Origin of the sequence: Frankia sp. AiPs1, from assembly GCF_023716945.1 — a bacterium.
Classification (GTDB): Bacteria; Actinomycetota; Actinomycetes; order Frankiales; family Frankiaceae; genus Frankia.
This window is the reverse complement of record NZ_JAMQQF010000850.1, coordinates 1-1,796: the sequence shown is the minus strand read 5'-3', so window position 1 is coordinate 1,796 and position 1,796 is coordinate 1. Positions and strand designations below refer to the sequence as shown.

Here is a 1,796-nt window from a genome sequence, read left to right as displayed (position 1 = left end):
TCCGGCGAGCCTGCGGCATCCGGCGAGCCTGCGGCATCCGGCGAGCCTGCGGCATCCGGCGAGCCTGCGGCATCCGGCGAGCCTGCGGCATCCGGTGAGCTCGCGGTATCAGCCGGGCCCGTGCTGGCCGCCGAGGCCGGTGTCAGCGCAGATCCGTCGGCCCCGGGGACCCGGGTCGGGGGCGTCGGCGGGTGGACGCCCGCCGACCTTCCCCTGATCGTGGCGACCCAGGCGGACATCGAACGCTGGCAGGACCGCCACCCCGGCCTCGTCGACGTGCTGCCGCTGTCCCCGCTGCAGGAGGGGCTGTTCTTCCACGCCCGCTTCGACGCGGACGGCGTGGACTTCTATGCCGTCCAACTGGTCATCGACCTGCGGGGAGCACTGGACGTCACCCGGCTGCGGACGGCGGCCCGCGAGCTCCTCGACCTGCACCCGGCCCTGCGCACCGTCTTCGTCGACGACGGAACCGAGCCCGTCCAGGTCGTGCTTGGCGACGTCGAACCCGCGTTCACCGTCCTCGACCTCACCGCCCAGACCCCCACCGCCCAGACCCCCACCGCCCAGGGCTCGACCACGCAGGCCCCCACCGCCGAGAGCGAGGCGGGAGCCGCGACCGCGCTTGAGGAGTTCCTCGCGGCCGACCGCACCACCCGGTTCGACCTGGACGTCCAGCCGCCGCTACGGTTCACCCTCGTCCGCCTCGGCGCCCACGAACACCGGCTCGTGGTGACCACCCATCACCTCGTCCTCGACGGCTGGTCCACCCCGCTGGTCATCCGCGACCTGCTCGCCCTCTACCAGGCATCGGGCAACGCGGACGCCGCCCTCACCCGGCCGCGGCCCTACCGGGACTTCCTCGCCTGGCTGGCCGGCCAGGACCGCGCCGAGTCCCGGGCCGCCTGGGCGGAGATCCTCCAGGGGGTCGACCAGCCCACCCTGCTGGCCGGACCCGACGCGCGGGAGACCGGCGTCATCCCCGACGCCGTCCTCGACGTCGTGCCGGCCGCGGTGACCGCGCAGCTCACCGGGACCGCACGCCAGCGCGGCGTCACGGTCAACACGCTGCTCAGCGCCGCGTGGGGCCTGGTGCTCGGGCGGCTCACCGGCTCGGACGACGTCGTCTTCGGGGTGACGGTCTCCGGCCGGCCACCGGAGATCGCCGGAGTGGAGTCGATGGTCGGCCTGTTCATCAACACCATTCCCGTCCGGGTCCGGTGGTCGCCGGGGGAAACCGCCGACATCCTGCTGGGCCGGCTGCACGAGGCTCAGATCGCGGTGCTCGACCACCAGTACCTCGGCCTGACCGAGATCCAGGGCGCCGCCGGCATCGGCGGCGGCCGACTGTTCGACACCCTCATGGTGTTCGAGACGTTCCCGTTGGAGACGACCGACCTGCTCGACCCGGCCCGCTCCGGCGGCCTGACTGCCGAGGTCGGCCTGCCGCGCGGCTATACGCATTATCCGCTGACCCTCCTGCTCATGCCCGATCAGGACGAGCTGCGCATCAAACTGGAATACCGTCCTGACCTGTTCTCCGAGCAGGCCGCGCGGACCATTCTGCGGCGTTTCCTCGACGTGCTCGACCGCCTCGCGAGCCAGCCGGAACTCTCCCTTTCCCGGCTCGACGTTCTTTCGGCGGATGAGCGCCGCGAGCTGGTCGCGGAATGGAGTGGCGCGGAGGTCAGCGGTGCCGCCACCCCGTCGGGTTCCGACGGTTTTTCGTCGGTGTTGGGTGTGTGGGATGGGGTGGTGGCTGCTGGTGGTGGTGAGGTGGCGGTGGTGTGTGGGGGTGT

At 72.2% G+C, this 1,796-nt stretch carries 1 pseudogene; it reads left to right on the top strand.

The window, feature by feature from the left end:
• Window positions 1-147 precede the first annotated feature (147 nt).
• A pseudogene (locus ND748_RS31265) lies at window positions 148-1,796 on the top strand (condensation domain-containing protein); the annotation flags it as partial.